This is a genomic window from Pseudomonas sp. IC_126, assembly GCF_004331835.1.
Taxonomy (GTDB): Bacteria; Pseudomonadota; Gammaproteobacteria; order Pseudomonadales; family Pseudomonadaceae; genus Stutzerimonas.
Genome location: NZ_SJSS01000003.1, coordinates 293,038 through 309,316, shown reverse-complemented (window position 1 = coordinate 309,316; position 16,279 = coordinate 293,038). Strand labels below are relative to the sequence as shown.

Annotated in this window: 12 protein-coding genes; 3 read left to right on the top strand and 9 right to left on the bottom strand. The window is 62.7% G+C overall.

What is annotated here, in order from left to right:
• Positions 1–174: 174 nt before the first annotated feature.
• Positions 175–1,650, bottom strand: a complete 1,476-nt coding sequence (rmuC, locus tag E0D86_RS12325) for a DNA recombination protein RmuC (RefSeq protein ID WP_131650327.1) — start codon at positions 1,648–1,650, stop codon at positions 175–177.
• 60 nt (positions 1,651–1,710) lie between these two features.
• A complete protein-coding gene (locus tag E0D86_RS12320) occupies positions 1,711–2,064 on the bottom strand; it encodes a tetratricopeptide repeat protein (RefSeq protein ID WP_131650326.1) in 354 nt (117 codons plus the stop codon).
• A 558-nt stretch (positions 2,065–2,622) separates the two neighbouring features.
• Here E0D86_RS12320 and E0D86_RS12315 point away from each other — a divergent pair.
• The 3 genes from E0D86_RS12315 to E0D86_RS12305 are packed head-to-tail and all read left to right on the top strand — an operon-like array spanning position 2,623 to position 5,770.
• A complete protein-coding gene (locus E0D86_RS12315) occupies positions 2,623–5,187 on the top strand; it encodes a YdbH domain-containing protein (protein ID WP_131650325.1) in 2,565 nt (854 codons plus the stop codon).
• 38 nt (positions 5,188–5,225) lie between these two features.
• Positions 5,226–5,417, top strand: a complete 192-nt coding sequence (locus E0D86_RS12310) for a YnbE family lipoprotein (protein ID WP_131650324.1) — start codon at positions 5,226–5,228, stop codon at positions 5,415–5,417.
• Positions 5,418–5,425: 8 nt separating this feature from the next.
• Positions 5,426–5,770, top strand: a complete 345-nt coding sequence (locus E0D86_RS12305) for a YdbL family protein (RefSeq protein ID WP_131650323.1) — start codon at positions 5,426–5,428, stop codon at positions 5,768–5,770.
• Between the two features lie 102 nt (positions 5,771–5,872).
• On the opposite strand, the gene E0D86_RS12300 is transcribed toward E0D86_RS12305, so the two are convergent.
• The 7 genes from E0D86_RS12300 to E0D86_RS12270 form a co-directional block, all read right to left on the bottom strand.
• Positions 5,873–6,859, bottom strand: a complete 987-nt coding sequence (locus tag E0D86_RS12300; RefSeq protein WP_131650322.1) for a lipid A deacylase LpxR family protein — start codon at positions 6,857–6,859, stop codon at positions 5,873–5,875.
• A gap of 249 nt (positions 6,860–7,108) precedes the next feature.
• The gene (locus tag E0D86_RS12295) at positions 7,109–9,070 is read right to left on the bottom strand and encodes a PhoX family phosphatase (RefSeq protein ID WP_131650321.1); all 1,962 of its coding nucleotides are present in this window, start codon (positions 9,068–9,070) and stop codon (positions 7,109–7,111) included.
• A gap of 34 nt (positions 9,071–9,104) precedes the next feature.
• Entirely contained in the window at positions 9,105–9,950 is an 846-nt protein-coding gene (locus E0D86_RS12290; RefSeq protein ID WP_131650320.1) for a TonB family protein, read from the bottom strand.
• The gene (gene tolR, locus E0D86_RS12285) at positions 9,947–10,408 is read right to left on the bottom strand and encodes a protein TolR (RefSeq protein WP_131650319.1); all 462 of its coding nucleotides are present in this window, start codon (positions 10,406–10,408) and stop codon (positions 9,947–9,949) included. Before tolR ends, E0D86_RS12290 begins: the two co-directional genes overlap by 4 nt.
• Before the next feature lie 13 nt (positions 10,409–10,421).
• Positions 10,422–11,135: a protein TolQ gene (gene tolQ / locus E0D86_RS12280; RefSeq protein ID WP_131650318.1), complete on the bottom strand. Its 714-nt coding sequence runs from the start codon at positions 11,133–11,135 to the stop codon at positions 10,422–10,424.
• A gap of 95 nt (positions 11,136–11,230) precedes the next feature.
• Positions 11,231–13,162, bottom strand: a complete 1,932-nt coding sequence (locus E0D86_RS12275; RefSeq protein ID WP_131650317.1) for a phytase — start codon at positions 13,160–13,162, stop codon at positions 11,231–11,233.
• A 74-nt stretch (positions 13,163–13,236) separates the two neighbouring features.
• Positions 13,237–15,717, bottom strand: a complete 2,481-nt coding sequence (locus E0D86_RS12270) for a TonB-dependent receptor (RefSeq protein WP_131650316.1) — start codon at positions 15,715–15,717, stop codon at positions 13,237–13,239.
• Positions 15,718–16,279: the final 562 nt, after the last annotated feature.

The window sequence follows — 16,279 nt, the reverse complement described above, 5'->3', positions numbered from 1 at the left end:
TCGCCCCGAGGGCGGGCCTCCCACAAAAACCGCTGCTCCGTGCCGACCCGCTTTCGTAGGAGGCGTGCCCTCGCGGCAAAAGCGGACCTTATGCCAACATAAGAGCAAAGCTTCGCCCCGAGGAGGGACCTCCCGCAAAAAACCGCATACGCCGCAGCACGCCGCCTCCGTCGGTTATTCCCCAGCCTCTTCCAACGGCGTTTCCGCCCCGGCACGCTCAAGCCAGTCGGCCGGCAGCTTCTTACTCGCACGCGCGCCCAGAAGCTTCAGCTGCTCGGCACGACCAACCAAATTGCCCCGCCCATCGGTGAGCTTGTTGCGCGCCCCGATAAAGGCCTTGTCCAGTTGCTGCAGACGCGTGCCGATCTCGTCCAGGTCCTGAATGAAGGCGGCGAACTTGTCGTAAAGCGCACCGGCCCGTTCGGCGATCTCACGGGCGTTCTGGCTTTGCCGCTCCTGCCGCCAGAGACTGTCGATCACCCGCAATGTGGCAAGCAGAGTGGTCGGGCTGACTATTACGATGTGCTTGCTGTAAGCCTCTTGGAACAGCTCGGGATCGCCCTGCAACGCCGCGGCGAATGCCGCCTCGATCGGCACGAAGAGCAGCACGAAATCCAGACTCTGCAGCCCTTCGAGCCGCTGGTAATCCTTCAACGACAGCCCTTTCAGGTGACTGCGCAGCGACAGTACGTGCTGTTTGAGCGCCAACGCGCGGCTGCCTTCGTCTTCGGCGCAGGTCAGCGCCTGATACGCGGTGAGGCTGACCTTGGCATCCACCACGACCTTTTTGTCGCCCGGTAGCTGGATCAGCACGTCGGGCTGGAAGCGTTCGCCATCGGCGCTCTTCAAGCTGACCTGCGTATGGTATTCGCGGCCCTTCTCCAGTCCTGCATGTTCCAGCACGCGCTCGAGAATCAGCTCGCCCCAGTTTCCTTGAGTCTTCTGCCCCTGCAACGCACGCGTCAGGTTGGTCGCCTCGTCGCCCAGACGCTGATTGAGCTGTTGCAACCGCTCCAGCTCCTTGGCCAGGGAAAAGCGTTCGCGCGCCTCGCTCTGGTAGCTTTCCTCGACTCGTTTCTCGAACGACTGGATGCGTTCCTTCAAAGGGTCGAGCAATTGCCCGAGCCGCTCGTGGCTGGCCTCGGTAAAGCGCTGTTCGCGTTCCTCGAAGATTTTCCCAGCCAACTCGGCGAACTGCGCCCGCAGCTCGTCGCGAGCACTCTGCAGATCAATCAGGCGCTGCTCGTGGGTCTTCTGCTGTTCGTTGAGTTCGGCGGTAACGGCGGCATGAGCAGCGCTCAGGGCTCGTAGCTCGGATTGCTGCGCATCGCGCTCGGCTTCCAGATCATTGAGCGCATCGCGGGATTCCAGGCGCTGAGCCTGTAGCCACTCGGTTTCGCGGCGCAGCGCCGCGAGTTCGGCCTGCAGCGCGGCGCGCGACTCGTTGAGGTTGGCGTGTGCCAGACGACTGGTTTCGAGCTGCGCACTCAGACCTTCCTGCGCCATGGTGGCCTGGGCGAGCCGCTCGTCGAACAAGGCAAGTTCGGCCTGACGCCGAGAGAGACGAAGCTGCAACGCGACGGCCACGGCAGCCAACAGCACACAAAGGGAACCAAGCCCGGCGAACAGATAGATGGGGTCAAGAGGCATGAACGGCTCCGGCTGAATTGCCGGGCAGTATAGCCAGCCGTCGTTTGCCGGTCGCCTGTGTCAGCGCTTCGCGGAGAAGCGCTGTAGAGCGCTCGATGCCTCAGCCGAACCTTGCGCAGCGGCTTGCTCCAGCCAATGCCGGGCCTTACTCAACTCGCGGTACTGCGGCTGACAATACAGCTGCCCCAGCTCCAGCTGCGCCTGGCAATCACCGGCACGGGCGGCCTGGCGCAGCATTTCGAAACCGATGCGCCGATCACGCTGGCTGTCGCAGTCGGTGCAGAGCAGCCGCCCGAGCCGACTCTGCGCTTCGACCACGCCCTCGCGCGCGGGCTGCTTGAGCATCCGACCGGCGATTCGTTTGACACTCTTGGTTTGTCCTAGATGCTGGTTGTCCAGCAGCCATAGCGCCATGCGCAACGGCAAGCGCGGGGACGTTGATAGGCTATCGACGGAAGTCGAAGCGGTAGAGCGCGTTCTCATGAGTACCGAAGGGGTTCGAGGACAGGGCGCGCACTCTACTCCTTTTTTCTTAGAGTTAAAGCCTTGCAAAATTTGCAGAAAGGCGATCCGTATCACATAAAAATTTCATCCACAAAAGCTGTGGATAACTCTGTGGGCAAACGGGTTACAAATCCCGCTAGCGCTTATGGTTAGTGGGCTGCAGTTAAACTGGCGTTTTTTTCGCCAGTAGAAAATCTCCTTATTTTTCAGCAAGTTATTAATGATCTATGCGTCCGTACGATTTGCGACAGTTTGTCATAAGCGCTTGACAAGCCCGCTCGCGAAATGTGCACAAGTTTGTGGCAGCAAGCGCAGAGAGCCCGTCCCAAGCGGCTTTTGCGCAGGTTTGAGCGGCTAACGGGGAACTTTGTACTGCCTGACCGGTCGTCGGGTGCTGCCAGTTAGGGCACATCGCAATACCCGCAATGACCGGCTTATGCTTGGGCATCGGTCACAACGGGATAAGTCATGACGAAGGGGCGCAGGGTCCTAGGCTGGACGGTCGCGGGAGTGGTTCTGCTGGTTCTTAGCATTGCCGTCTACGGTGGCTTGCGCTGGCAAGAATTCAAGCGTGAGTTCGATATCGTCACGCTCGACATCGACGGGTTGCGCCTGTCGACCGATCAGCTACGCGTGCGACAAATTGTCTTGGTTAGGCAGACCGCATCCGACGAACGGCTCGCGGTAACGGTCGATAATTTGCGCCTCGGCATCGCGAACTGGTGGCGACCGCTGCCGCTCCGGTCGCTACGCATCGATCACCTCGACGTACAGTGGCAGCCGGTGCCCAACGCGAGTGATGAGCGCGAACCCACCGCCCTGCCCAGCCGCCAGCAACTGGAACGCTGGACGGCCTGGTTGCCCCGTAGCGGCCATATCGCTTCGCTCGTCACCACCCTGCCCTGCGCCAGCGGTACCTGTCAGGAACAGGGCGAGCTGAGCTGGCAGCACGCCGGTAGAGAGGTGCTACCCGCCACACTGAACCTGCAGCTACATCACGACACGCATCGGCTGGCACTGACGCTGGACATCCACGAACGGGGCGCCGACACCCATGCCGATCTGCAATTGCAACTGGACGACCAGCAGCGCCTGTCCATGCAAAACCGGCTGACGCCAGAGGCCGACTCGACACAATGGCGCGGCACGCTGGCCATGAGCGAGCTGCCGGAAGCGCCTTGGCTGCTGGAGTGGTTGGGCGAATGGCTGGCCTACGCACCGCCAGCTTTGCCCGAATTGCCGGAGCAGATGCGCATTGGCGCGGGCTGGTCGCTGCAGATCGATACCGGCGACCTTACGGGTGTATGGCGTGTGCTCGATGGCGAGCTACGCCTGTCGAGCCATCTGCCCGCACCCTGGCCGGTACCCGGCATCGGTCAACTGCAGGGACGATTGGATGCAACAGCCGAAGCCAACCGTGGCATCTGGCTACCTACCGAACTGACCGCCGATCTGCAACTGCGCCCGGCGGCCACGTTGGTCGAAGCCCTTCCGGCACCGCTGCGACCCGACGCGATCAGTCTGCAGATCACGCCAGCGCCGGCCACTGAAACAACGTCCACGATACCGCTGCAGATGCGCCTGAACGCGAGCGGGGCTACGCCGCTCACACTCGATAGCCTGATCGCGCTCGAAACCGCCGCGCCCTATGCGCTGTCCTTCGAGCAAACCAGATTGATGCTGGATAGCAGAGCGCTTTCGTTGGCGGAAATGACCTTGACCGACCTTGAAGCCGATCTGCGGATGCGTGGCCGCGCAACCATGGAAGCAGCCAATATCCAGTTCGAGAAAGGCTCACAGATCGCACTGGCTCGTCTGAGCAGCGGCGCCAATGTGGTGGCTAACAGCGTGCAACTTGACCCATCCGGGCTCGATATCGCTCTTGACTCCGACGACCAGCAGTGGGACGAATTGTCAATCGAAGGCAAGCCCACGCTCAAGATCGCCGAACTCCGGCAACCGGCGCTGCGCCCCATGGGCTGGCAATGGAGCGGCAAACTCGTTGCCGGAAGCGAACAGCTTTCGCTCGAAGGCCCGCTGCAAAACGACGCCGGGCTCACGCTCCCTCTGACGCTCAACCACAACTGGTCCAGCGGCGCGACGCGGCTGAATGCAAGCCTTCCTGAACTGTTCCTGCGCGCGGGCAATCCGTTGGCTGCGACGCTCACCGACTGGCCGCAGGTTCTGGAACTGAGCACTGGAAGGCTGCAGGGGCAAGGTCAGCTCGACCTGCCTGCCAATGGTCTTCCCGAGGCGAGCGCGACGCTCAGCGTCAAAGGGCTCGGTGGCATTTACGACCGCACCGAACTGAGCGGGTTGGACGCGAATCTCTCGATTGCGCTGCGGCGAAACCAGCTGCGCCTGGAGATTCCCGAACTGATCCTGCGGGAAGCCAATCCCGGCTTCACCTTCGGCCCGCTGCGGTTCGGCGGCGTATATACGGGCGACATCGATCACCTCGATCGGGGCCGTCTCGCCTGGAGCACCGCAGAGGTGCAATTGCTGGGCGGCCGGCTCTGGCTCGACCCCGGCGAGGCGGACCTGGACGCCGGCACGCAGCAGCTGAGCGCGCATTTGCGCGGTCTACAACTGCCGTTATTGCTCGAGGCCTACCCCGCCGAAGGCCTGTCCGGCACCGGCGTAATTGATGGCGAATTGCAGCTGCAGCGCAGCGAGGCTGGCGTGAGCATCGAACGCGGCTCGCTGCAGGCGCGGGAGCCGGGCGGCGTGCTGCGGTTCCGCTCAGCGAAAATTCAGGCGCTCGGCCAGTCCAACCCAGCGATGCGTCTGGTGACCGAGGCCCTGGATGACTTTCACTACGACCTGCTCGCCAGCGACGTGCACTACGCCGCCGACGGTACGCTCGACCTGGGGCTCAAGCTGCACGGTCGCAATCCGGCGTTGGAAGGCGGTCGCCCGATCAACCTTTCGATCAACCTCGAAGAGAACATTCCGGCTCTGCTGACCAGCCTGCAACTGTCCGATCGCGTCAGCGAAACCATTCAAAGGCGGGTGCAGGAGCGCCTCAGATAAGGCAATGTATCCGCCACCCCGAACAGGAGAAGACCGTTATGCGGTTGCGCTATCCGATCAGCATTCTGGCGCTGGCCCTGCTCGCCAGCGCCTGCACCCCAAGAGTGGAATTGGCTGTGCCCAACGAGCCGATCAACATCAACCTCAACGTGAAAATCGAGCACGAGATCTATATCAAGGTCGACAAGCAGCTCGACTCGATCATCAACGAAGACAGCGGCCTGTTCTAAGGAGCCTTATGAAAAGCTATCTGAAACTCGGCACCCTGCTCCTGGCGCTGTGCCTGGCCCTGCCCGCCGCCGCTATGACCCTCAATGAAGCCATGGCCGCTCTCGGTCAGGCCAAGGCCAGCGGCCAGCTCGGCGAGAAGCCCGACGGCTATCTGGGTGTGGTGCAGTCCGGTGGCCAGGCGGAAGATATCGCCAGTCAGATCAACCAGGCGCGGCGCGCCGAATATCACCGTCTGGCGCAGAAGAACGGCATCGCCGTCAGCGATGTCGAGGCGATTGCCGGCAAGAAGGCCATCGAGAAGACCCCCTCAGGGCAGATCATCCAGCTCAACGGCAGTTGGGTGAAGAAATAACCGGTCTACCCCGTTCGTAGGGCGAACTCGTTCGGGCTTGGCCAAGCAGGCCGCGCATTGGCCGAATGAATTCGGCCCTACAGCAACGCGCACCACTTCGCATCAGAACCAGGCGGAAAGCGTCAGGGAACCGAACTGATCGTGTTCGTCCTGGCCATTGAATTCGCGGGTCCGCCAGACACTGGCAAACGCCAGTTGCCAGCTGTTCCAAGTCAGCGCCACGCCGGCCTTGGCATCGCCAACCCACTCGCGGCTGTCGACCGAATGGCTGCTTTTGAAGGTATTGCCCTCCAGCAGCATGTTGTGGGCCATGTAGCGTCCTTCGAGGTTGGCGAAAAGGCTCCAGGCGAACCCGCCGCCCTGGTCGAAGAACATGCTGCCACTCTGTGCGGGCGCCACTGCCGGGATGCTGAAGCTGCGCGCCAGGCCCTGGCCGATACGAACGCCCAGGCCTGCGGAACCGTAGGTGTAGAGATTGCCGAGCGCGACGCCTGCGCTCGGCCCGTACTCCATTTCCAGCCCGGCGAAGCGCTGCTGCAACCACCAGCGTTTCTGGTAGCCGAGGTTGACGAAGGGCTCGTTGCGCAGCTGGTTGTCCCAACCCCTGGGCTCGTCGCTGTCGGTCGCATCATGCACCCAGCGCTGAATTCTCTTGCCGCCCGCAGCCGGCCCGACTACACCCACGTCGAGGTGCAGGCCGCTGGCTTCGCGCCAGCCCTCGTGCTGTATATCGGAAAAGAGCGACATTCCGGCGAACAACAGGCCGGCATAAGGCCGATCGTCCTCGATCAGCTCGGCCTGTTCGATCTCGTTCGGAGTGTAGATCTGATGCCCGAAGCGATAGGCCACGTTATCGACCTCCTCCGCCGCCCAACCCGGCATGGACCCAGCGAACCCGCGCGTCCAGTGATCGGCCTCGGGCTTGAACGAGCGCATCAGCTCGAAGCCGTTGGTGTAATGACCGTCACTACCGGTGGCGATGATGTCGTTCTCGATCTTCAGCGAGTACAGATCCGCCTGGCTGACGAGAGGAACACAAGCGACAAGTACGGCGAGGGAAATACGAGTACGCAAATGCGGGTTTGCCATGGCCCAGCTCCTTGGTTACATGCAACAGGAAATGTATCTGCATGTTTTAGAGCCGGGCGTTTACCGAAACGTTCACCGAAGCGTTTAGCGTGCATCTGCAACGGGTGAGCCGGCTCTAAGCCTAGCCGTGAAGCGGCACGGCTTCGACGTAGGGTGCGCTCCGCGCACCACCGAGCTCCGGTGCATGCGGCGTGCATGTAGCCTGCGGATGAATCTCCACAGACCTGCCCATCGTTCGAAGCTTCGCTGTCAGGTGCCGATAACGCCTCCGTCGCTCTTGGTGATGAGCACCGTTGAGGAACGCGGGCGAGTCTTGCCGTCGCCGGCCGGAAAACTCAGCTCGGGATGCTGCACATTGATCCACATGGCCCGGTAGTCCGGGCTCCAGGTGATGCCGGTGATCTCGCACCCGCGCGGGCCGACCAGAAAACGCCGCACCTCACGGGTCCGTGGGTCGGCGCATAGCAGCTGGTTGGTGCCCATGGCCTGCATCGCTGGCTCCTCGTCGCCGTAGTCGGTTTCGATCCACAACCGGCCGGCGCCATCGAACGCCACGCCATCTGGCGAAGAAAAAATATCCCCGTTGATGGTCCCGGTGAGATGAGCCGGCACCGGCTGGCCGTCCGCGTCTTTAGCGCCGCGTCGCTCACCGGCCAACAGGAAGATTTCCCAGGTGAAGACCGTCGCGGTCGGATCTCCGCCCTGCTCGTTCCAGCGCAGGATCTGCCCGTGCAGGTTGTTCGGTCGCGGGTTGGCCTTGTCGGTTGGCTGCTTCACGCCACGGCCATCATTGTTGGTAAGCGTCACGTAGACCTCCCGACTGTGAGGATGCACCGCCACCCATTCCGGCCGATCCATAGGTGTCGCTCCGACGTGATCGGCAGCGGCGCGGGCGTTGAGCAGTACCTCGGCCTGGTCGGCGAAACCGTTCGCGGCGCTCAAGCCGTTCCGCCCGTGCATCAACGCCAGCCACTCGCCGCTGCCGTCGGCATTGAAGCGCGCCACGTAGAGCGTGCCTCTGTCCAACAGCTGACGGTTGGCGTGATCAGCACCCGGCACGTAGCGCCCGCTGGGGACGAACTTGTAGACGTATTCGCCCTTGGTGTCGTCGCCCGAATAGAAGGCCATGCGCCCATCCTCGCCCAACGACAGAACGGAGCATTCGCGGCAATATCGGCCAAACGCGGTGCGCTTGATCGGCGTGCTCTGCGGATCGAACGGGTCGACTTCCACCACCCAGCCGAAACGGTTCGGCTCGTGCACATGGCCATTGTGGGGTTGCGCCGGGTCCGGCGTGGCGTTGAAGCGCGGATCGGCGGTCTCCCAGCCGTAGAGCTTGCTCAGCCCTTCGCCGGCAATACCGTAGCGCTTGTGCGAGACGCGCGTGGCCAGGTCCGCGGCGTCGTGGTTGACGAAGTAGTTGTGCCAGTTTTCCTCGCACACCAGATAGGTGCCCCACGGCGTGAAGCCGCTGGAACAGTTGTTCAGCGTACCGATGATTTCCCGCCCGCTCGGGTCGGAGGCGGTCTTCAGCGCGTCGTTACCGGCCAGCGGTCCGCTGACGGCCATAGGCGTCATCGCCGAGATACGGCGGTTGTAGCGCGACGGCATGACCCGCTGCCATTGTCCCTGCGCATCCTTCTTCACTTCGATGACACTGACGCCGTGTGCCGCCTGCTCCTTGCGCACTTCGTCCAGCGGGCGCTTGCCGTCGGTGAGCGTCATGCCGTTGGGGTGCAGTGGCGGATTGACGTACTCATGGTTGATCACCAGCAAGCCGTGGCTGTCCGGGTTTTCTGGAAACGGGAAGAAATGCATGCCGTCGTGGTTGTCGCCGGCCTGCTTGAGCTGGGCCTGCCAGTCGTCGCTGGCGTCCGGGTTCCACTCTGGTGCGTCGGCCAGCACCGCATCGCCCCAGGAAAAGAACGTCCGCGCGCTGTAGCCGGGCGCCACCTGCACGCTGTCGAATTTCGGGTCAAGCTGAGTGGGGATCCCGCTGAAGCCGATCAGCGAATCAGACTGCCCGGCGCTGCGGCAGGCGCTCAGGCTCGCGCCGAGAAAGCCGAGCGCGGCCAGACCAACACTGCCCTTGAGCATGCTCCGCCGGCTGCGATCGACCAGTTGCCCCAGCGAGGCATTCGAGCTCGGGTTAATGGCCTGATCGTCGAGGGCTGAAAGGTTGGCGTGAAAACTCTGAAAATCCTGTTTCATCAATGGCTCGTTCGGCAAATGGATCTGCTGCGCATCATTGGATGCGGTAGTGGAAGGTGTTCTTCACTTTGGGCACTGACACTGCACGCCCGTCGATGACACGAGGCTGATAGCGAAAGCTCTTGGCGGCAGAGAGCGACGGACGGATGAACAGCGGATGGCAGTCATCCAGCGCCTTCGGATTCTCGATCCGCCCCTGCGGGTTGACCGAATAACTCACGGTGCAGGTGCCCTCGATACCCTTGTCCAACGCACGTTGCGGGTAGGCTGGCGCATCCTTGGCGATCGGCAAGTACTGCCGACTGGCAGCCGCGGCGGCTTCGGCTTGGCGTGCTCGTTCAGCGGCGGCAGCCGCTTCGGCCTGCGCTGCCTGCTCGCGCTGTCGCGCCTCGCGGGCCAACTGTTCACGACGCTGGGTTTCGTGCTGCTGACGCTCGACCTCGAGCCGCTCTTGCCGCTCACGCTCCAACTGCTGCTTGCGTTGCCGCTCTTTTACGCGCTGCTCTTCGGCCCGTCGTTCCAGTTCGGCGCGCTTGTAGGCGAGCTCGGCCTGTTCGAGCCGATGCTGTTCGATTCGCGGATCGACTTGCGGTTCCTCGACCACGTCTCGAACCATGGTCTCGACTGGCTCCGGCAACGGCGTCGGCTCGGGTTCGACAGGCGCCGCGAGCACCGGTTGCGGAGCCGGCAAGCTGACCAGCTGGGTCTTGAGCACCTGTGTTGAGCTGGGTGCCGTCAGCTCCGGCGTCCAACCGTGCAACAGCAGGCCGAATACCGCCGCGTGCAGCGCGACGGTCACCACCGCTGCGCTGGCATGGCTGAGCCACTGCGGCCGGGGAGCTGGAAAGCTGTTGGGCAATGTCATGATCAGACTGCTCATGGCGCGGGCTGTCCGGGCGGCGCCTCGGTGATCAGGCCCAGATTCACCACGCCGCCGCGCTGCAACTCGGCGATCCCGGCCACCACGCGGCCATAATCGGCAGCGTCATCGGCGCGCACATAGACCTGGGTATCGCCGCGCTCGGCGATGATTGCCGCGACCTTCTCCCGCATCTCCTCGAGGTCGATGGCGCTGTCGGTCTGGTCCTCGGCGTTCAGCTCGCTGCCCAGGTTCCAGTAGAAGCCGCCGTCGGCCTTCACCGAGAGCGTGAGGATCTGCCGCTCGTTCTCCGTGGGCATCGCCTCGGCGGCCACCTTGGGCAGTTCGATCTTCACGCCCTGCACCAGCATCGGCGCGGTGACCATGAAGATCACCAGCAGCACCAGCATCACGTCGATGTAAGGGACCACATTCATTTCGGCCTTGGGGCCGTGTTTACGCTGTGGCTTGACCAGCATGGCTAGGCTCCTTTCAGGCGGCTGCCGCTACGCTGGGCGATGCGGCATGCAGGCGACGATGCAAGCGTGCCTGCAGCTCGTTGGCGAAGCTGTAATAGCGACTGCTCAGCGTCTGGCCACGCGCGGAGAAGCGGTTGTAGGCCATCACCGCCGGGATCGCGGCAAACAGGCCAATGGCCGTGGCGATCAAGGCTTCGGCGATGCCCGGAGCGACGGTCGAAAGTGTCGCCTGCTGCACCATGGACAGGCCGAGAAATGAATTCATGATGCCCCAGACGGTGCCGAACAGGCCGATGTAGGGGCTGACCGAACCGACGGTGGCAAGAAACTGAAGACCACTCTCGAGCCGCTCCTCCTGTTCCGCGATGGCCACATAGAGGCTGCGCTCGACCCCTTCGATCACCGCATCCGGTGCAATACCAGGCTGGCGGTGCAGCTGGTTGAATTCCTGATAACCGGCCAGAAAGATGCGTTGCAATGCCGCCTCGTTGGGGAGCGCCTGTTCGCTGCCCTCCCGGTACAGCTGGGCGAGTTCTCCGCCGCCGCGAAAGCGTTGCAGGAAGGTGTTCAGCAATCGTTCGCTGCGGCGCAACGCGGCCCCCCGTTGGATAATCAGATACCAGCTGGCGACCGAAGCCAGCACCAGCGTGATCATCACCAGCTGCACCACCAGGCTGGCCTCGCTGACCAGCCCCCAGACCGACATGTGTTCGAGTGTGCTTTGCATAGTTTCCTCCAGGCCGTCCGACGCGACGGCCTCGTATTTGATTGCACCGGCATGACCATGCGATGACAGTCACGCTAGATAGGCAGAACGACGGCTCAGTCCAGACCCAATGCCTCGGCAACGGCCGCCCAGGGGAGGTACTTGTAGTTCTGTGGCCCCTCGGGCATGCGCTTGCGGCCGTCCTGCACCACCAGCATTCCGCGGCTCCAGATGCCTCCGAGATTGGCCGAGGTGACCTCCAGACCGTCGGTTTCCGAAGCGCCATCGATACCCAGCTGGGCGTTCAAGCCCACACGGAAGGCGCCGCGCATGGCGTAGGGCGCGTGGGCATCGAGCACCACATAGCTGTCGTTGCCCTGGCTGGATATCACCAGGTAGTCAGCCTTCTCGCCCTGGTAGATCGCCAGACCTTCGATGTCGTCGTGCACCGGGCCGCCCACTCCGATGACCTTCTCCAGTACGGTCGGCGCGTCAGCACGGGCATCGAGCGTCCACACCGCGACGTCTTCCTCACCGACGTACAAGCGCTGGTTGCGGTCGTCGGCCACGCAGCCTTCCGGCTGGGTCTCGACTTTGAAGCTACGGACCAATTCACCGCGCGGCTCACCCGTGACGCCATCCAAGCGGTATTGCAGGAATCGGCCGTCCTTGTCGTTGGCGATGGCGTGGATGGCACCCTGCTCGTCCTTGAACATGCACAGGCCGTAGATATCACCAAGCAGCGTCTCGATCTGCCCGATGTCGCTCAGCCACCCGCTGCGTTGATCGATGGCAAATAAATGCAGACTGTTGTGATCGCGGTTGCTGGCGACGGCCAGATCGACCGGCTTGCCGTCCAGTGAAAAGCCCGAACGCACATCGACATTGTTCAACCGGCCTACCGACAGGTACTGCAACTGCTTGCCAGCCATGTCGTAGACACCCAGCCCGCCCTTTTTGTCGGTACCGAGCACTCGGCTGTTGGAGGGGTCGTTCGGGTTAACCCAGATGGCCGGGTCATCGGCCGCATCGCCCAGACTCGGCACCGGTTCGGTCTGGACCTGCGCTGGCAATACCGGGATGACGGGCGTCGCAGCAGACGCTTCGGGTTGCCAGTCCAGACGGGCCCTGTGCGCACCACGCTCGTCGATCAGCAACAGCTCGAGGCCGCGTTGCGTCAGCCGAGCGCTTATCTGCTCCGGTTCATCGAGCGCATCCAGCGGCAACACCGAATGGCTGAGCCAAATGCCGCCGTCTCGCCGATACAGATGCAACGCGCCCGTTTCCGGGTCCAGCACCAGCAACCCGCCCGGCACCAGAGCGATACCGGCCGCGGCTTGCGTGATGCTCCCGAAGGGCTGGCGGATATCTACCGGCTGGCGGAGCAGGGGCGCCTCCGCATCAGCGGCGTAGCTCCAGACGCCAACGCCCTCCTCGTTCACCAACAGCTCACCAGATTGGTCGTCGACCTGGCAGTACCCGCTTTCCGGCGGCAGGCTCAGACCGCGAACCCGTTGCGGTGCGCTTAGCAGGCGCTCGTCTGCGGCAATCAGCCATTGTTCGCCGATACCGTCTTCACCCAGCAGAAAGACAAATTCGTTGCGTGCCGGGTCTCGATACAGACAGAGCCCCTCGATAGCGAAATCGGTCTTCGGGATATACAACGGCTGGCTCCAGCGATGCGCTCGGTCCAATCCGAGCAATACAGCCTGCTGGCGCTTCTGATCGATGGTCGCGACCAGCAAGCCGTGCTCGCCTGCACGGTGATCGAGCCCTTCGAACCGGCCCTTCAACTGGCTTAGCAACTGGCCTTGGGCATCGAACAACTGCAGCCCGCGGGCGTCGGGGCGAATCTTCAGCTGGTCGGCACCCGGCCAGAAACGATCATCGCGGACGAGCTGGGCGTTCTCCGCTTCCATAACGACTGCCCCATCGGTAAACGCAAGGCTCGGTACCGCCGAAGGCTGCTCGTCGTGCTTGGCCGTCTGGCAGGCTGCCAGCGCAATGCAGAGGCTCAACAGCAAAGGTTTATGCAAAGTTACGTTCATGGTCATTCCATTCAGCAGCCGCCGGCCGACGCCGCCCTGTCAGGAACAGGTCGGTATCGGGGCGGCGAAAGGGATCAGAAGTGGGTAAGGGTCAGGCCGAGCTTGTAGGTCGGGCCGTATTCCTCGTACTGGGCGTTGTAACTGCGGCGCCCGGTGTAGACGAAGTAGGACTCGTCGGTGAGGTTCAGCGCCTCGACTGTCAATTGCAGGTTCGGCGTGATGAAGTAGCCGGCCTTGAAATCAAGAAACAGCTGCTCGTCGGCGTAGAGGTCGTGCGCCTCGTCATCGACGCCTGAGACTTCGGCCAGGTATTCGGATTTGTAGTTGGCAGCCAGACGCATGTTGAAGACGTCGTTCTCCCAGCCGACCATCAGGTTGCCGACCGTATCGGAGTGGTTCGGCAGATCGATGCTGCGCTGTCCGCCCTGCCCTTCGATATCGGCGTCGGACTTGCTGAAGGTGGCGTTGGCACCCAGCAACACTCCGTTCCACGGCGCCGGCAGCCAGTCGAGCTTCTGCGAATAGGACAGCTCGATACCGTAGAGCTTGGCGCTGCTGCCGTTCTCGAAGCTCAGCGCCTCGTCGAAGCCGGCCCACTGGCCCGTACCGGCCAGATCGGTGTTGTAGATGAAGTTGTCGATGTCCTTGTAGAACAGATAAGCCGACACGGCACCTGCGCGGCCCATGTAGTGCTCGATGCCGAGGTCGTAATTCATCGACTCTAGCGGCTTGAGGTCGGGATTGCCGAACGCGGCATCTTCACCATCGATAACGAAGCCCGGCGCCAGTTGTTCGAAGGTCGGGCGCACCACGGTATTGGTCCAGGCGGCACGCAATTGAGTGTTGGGGGTCAGTTGATAGCGGGCATGCAGGCCCGGCAGCCAATGGTCGTACCGGTTATCACTGGAGACGGCCTCGAACTCGCCGTCGCGCAGGCCCGTTCCCTTGGCGCTGAACTCGGTGCCCTCGTAGCGCAGGCCGGCAATGATGCGCCATTGGTCCAGGTCCAGGGTATTCATGAAATAGGCGGCGTTGATGTCCTCGCTCATGTCGAAGTCACCGATGCGCGACTCTTGCTCGTCGTAGAACTCGCTGGCGTCCAGGCCACCGATCAGCCCTTCCAACCCGCCAGCATCGATACCCGGACCAAAGCGGCCAAGGGCATAGTCGACCTTGCCGCTCTGGAAGTCAGCCAGGGTCAGGTCAGCGAAATCATCGTAGGCCCAGATATCGACGTCGTTGGTCTTGTCGCGCCGGCTGAGCTTACCGCCGACCTTGAACTGGGAGGCGTAGCCCCGAATGTCGTAATCACGGGCGAGGTCCAGGCGAATGTTCTTTTCTCGGTCACGCGCATCGCTCTTTTCCCACTCCACCTCGTCCAGCTCGAAACTCGCTGGATCGTAGAACGACGAGTCGATCGCCAGGCTCGGCTTGCGCGTGCTGGAGAAACCCGCGTCGCTGAAGTCGCCTACGAAGGTGGCGCCGGCGATGCCGCCCGGATTGCGCTCGCGCGCCTCGCTGTAGCCGGCCTGACCGCTCAGCGTCCAGAGCCCCATCATGCGCTCGCCGCCGAACACGTACGACTGGATAGTCTGGGTATCTTCGCGCGATTTCAGCTCACGCCAGCCTTCGGCTTCGCCCAGCTCCCCTGCCAGTTGCGCGTCGGCAAACTCGACACCTGCGGCGTTGCGCGTCTCGGTGTCCTTGAAGCGGCTATAAAGAGTGCGCAGGTAATAACTGCTGAGGTCGTCGGGCTTGTAATCGAAGTTGAGGCCAACGCCGGCACGTTCGCGGGTGATTTCATAATCGCGCTGCTCCAGCTCGCCAAGTCGCGCGCCATCCTCGAAATCCCAGGCGCCGCCGGTTTCGACGTTGTCCGAGCCGAAATCTCGCTCCTGCCAGCTCAGCGCCGCAGCGACGCCGAAATTGTCGACGCCATCACCCAGGCTGAAACGGTTGCTGAAGGCGCCGGAAAACTTAGGGCTGGTCTTGCTGACGTTATCGTCGTAGCTGCCCTCGCCGCTCACGCTATAGAACAGGCCGTCGTGATCGAAGGCGGACAGGCTTTCCACCTCGATGGTGCCGCCCAAGGAGTTGGCATCCATGTCAGGTGTGAGTGTTTTGACCACCGACAGCGACTGCACCAGCTCCGACGGCAACACGTCCAGCGCCACCGCGCGGCGACCGCTTTCCGGCGAAGGAACCAGCGTGCCGTTGATGGTCACGCTGTTAAGGTCCGGTGCAATGCCGCGCACGCTGACGAAGCGCCCTTCGCCCTGGTCGCGCTCGACCGACAGACCAGGGATACGCTGCAACGCTTCGGCGGCGTTGTCGTCCGGCAGCTGGCCGATGCCGTCGGCGTGCACCACGCTCTTGACGCTATCGGCGCTGCGCTGCTCCTTGAGCGCCTTGTCGATGCTAACCGCCTGGCCGATCACCTCGACGTGTTCCATGACAAGCGGCTCCTCCGCCCAGGCCGAACCGGCGCTGACGGCCAGGGCCAACAGGCTGATACGGAATCCTGCATGGCGGATGCCGCTGCGGTATGTGCTCATGAACAATCCCCCGAACGCTGTTTACCGGGTCCATCCCGGAACTGCAGCGGACGGTATGTGGGGGATATGGCGGTTCTGTGACAGGGGTTGGGGATGGGGCGGCAGACTGGGCTTGTTGGGGTGGTCTCCGGTGTGGAATGAGCCGATATGACCTGTCTGATGGATCACGGGGACGCATTTGTGGGTTTGCGGTTCGTGCCGCTGCGCGTATCAGCGCGGTCAAAAACGCTTGCCTCTGCATCCGGCCCTGCGCTTCGCTCCTGAAGGGGCGTTTGGTGTCGTCTGTTAGTGCGTGCACCGAAGCCAAGCCAAACCAAGCCGCGAAGCCGCCTCCAGCCCCGTAGGGTGGGCTTTAGCCCACCAATAGCAGGGCTCCACTCCGTCACGGTGGGCTGAAGCCCACCCTACAGTGCTTAGTCTTTCGATTTGCTGCAGATCAACAGGCGACTCGGGACGCCCCTTTCAGGAGGGTGAGCGTAGCCGCCATGGAGAGGGGCGAGCCGCATGGATGCGGCGAGAGCCGTAAAAGGCTAACCAACCCGAAATAACGCCTGAGCCAATT

Excerpts from the sequence above, each read along its gene's own strand:
- rmuC (WP_131650327.1), bottom strand. The coding sequence starts at position 1,650 with ATGCCTCTTGACCCCATCTATCTGTTCGCCGGGCTTGGTTCCCTTTGT.
- E0D86_RS12320 (WP_131650326.1), bottom strand. The coding sequence starts at position 2,064 with ATGGCGCTATGGCTGCTGGACAACCAGCATCTAGGACAAACCAAGAGT.
- E0D86_RS12315 (WP_131650325.1), top strand. The coding sequence starts at position 2,623 with ATGACGAAGGGGCGCAGGGTCCTAGGCTGGACGGTCGCGGGAGTGGTT.
- E0D86_RS12310 (WP_131650324.1), top strand. The coding sequence starts at position 5,226 with ATGCGGTTGCGCTATCCGATCAGCATTCTGGCGCTGGCCCTGCTCGCC.
- E0D86_RS12305 (WP_131650323.1), top strand. The coding sequence starts at position 5,426 with ATGAAAAGCTATCTGAAACTCGGCACCCTGCTCCTGGCGCTGTGCCTG.
- E0D86_RS12300 (WP_131650322.1), bottom strand. The coding sequence starts at position 6,859 with ATGGCAAACCCGCATTTGCGTACTCGTATTTCCCTCGCCGTACTTGTC.
- E0D86_RS12295 (WP_131650321.1), bottom strand. The coding sequence starts at position 9,070 with ATGAAACAGGATTTTCAGAGTTTTCACGCCAACCTTTCAGCCCTCGAC.
- E0D86_RS12290 (WP_131650320.1), bottom strand. The coding sequence starts at position 9,950 with ATGAGCAGTCTGATCATGACATTGCCCAACAGCTTTCCAGCTCCCCGG.
- tolR (WP_131650319.1), bottom strand. The coding sequence starts at position 10,408 with ATGCTGGTCAAGCCACAGCGTAAACACGGCCCCAAGGCCGAAATGAAT.
- tolQ (WP_131650318.1), bottom strand. The coding sequence starts at position 11,135 with ATGCAAAGCACACTCGAACACATGTCGGTCTGGGGGCTGGTCAGCGAG.
- E0D86_RS12275 (WP_131650317.1), bottom strand. The coding sequence starts at position 13,162 with ATGAACGTAACTTTGCATAAACCTTTGCTGTTGAGCCTCTGCATTGCG.
- E0D86_RS12270 (WP_131650316.1), bottom strand. The coding sequence starts at position 15,717 with ATGAGCACATACCGCAGCGGCATCCGCCATGCAGGATTCCGTATCAGC.